Consider the following 278-nt stretch of genomic DNA (forward strand, 5'->3'; position numbering starts at 1 on the left):
CGGTCATAAGTATGTCACGTGATGACATGGTCAAGGAAACTCGTCGCTGGGGTCTGAGCGCCTCGAACCGGCACGCTCTCCGCAATGCAGATGCAGAAATTTCCAATCTCGAGAAAGCGCTAGCTGCAGACGGAACGCACTCGGTTTTCGCTCAGACTTACTGGCGGCGGCGTCTGTATGAAATCCACGAAATGCCGGGGCTGGGACCTGCTCAACGTATCAAGCTGGAAGCGCTTCTCAGTATCCTGGAGGGACACGAGAAGCGGATGGAATAGATG

At 55.0% G+C, this 278-nt stretch carries 1 protein-coding gene; it reads left to right on the top strand.

Features of this window, described 5'->3' with window-relative positions; all coding sequences use genetic code 11:
- On the top strand, window positions 1-275 hold a 275-nt coding region (locus SB772_RS40310), incomplete at its 5' end, for a hypothetical protein (protein ID WP_410838557.1).
- Window positions 276-278: the final 3 nt, after the last annotated feature.

The organism is Paraburkholderia sp. SIMBA_030 (genome assembly GCF_046535245.1).
Classification (GTDB): Bacteria; Pseudomonadota; Gammaproteobacteria; order Burkholderiales; family Burkholderiaceae; genus Paraburkholderia.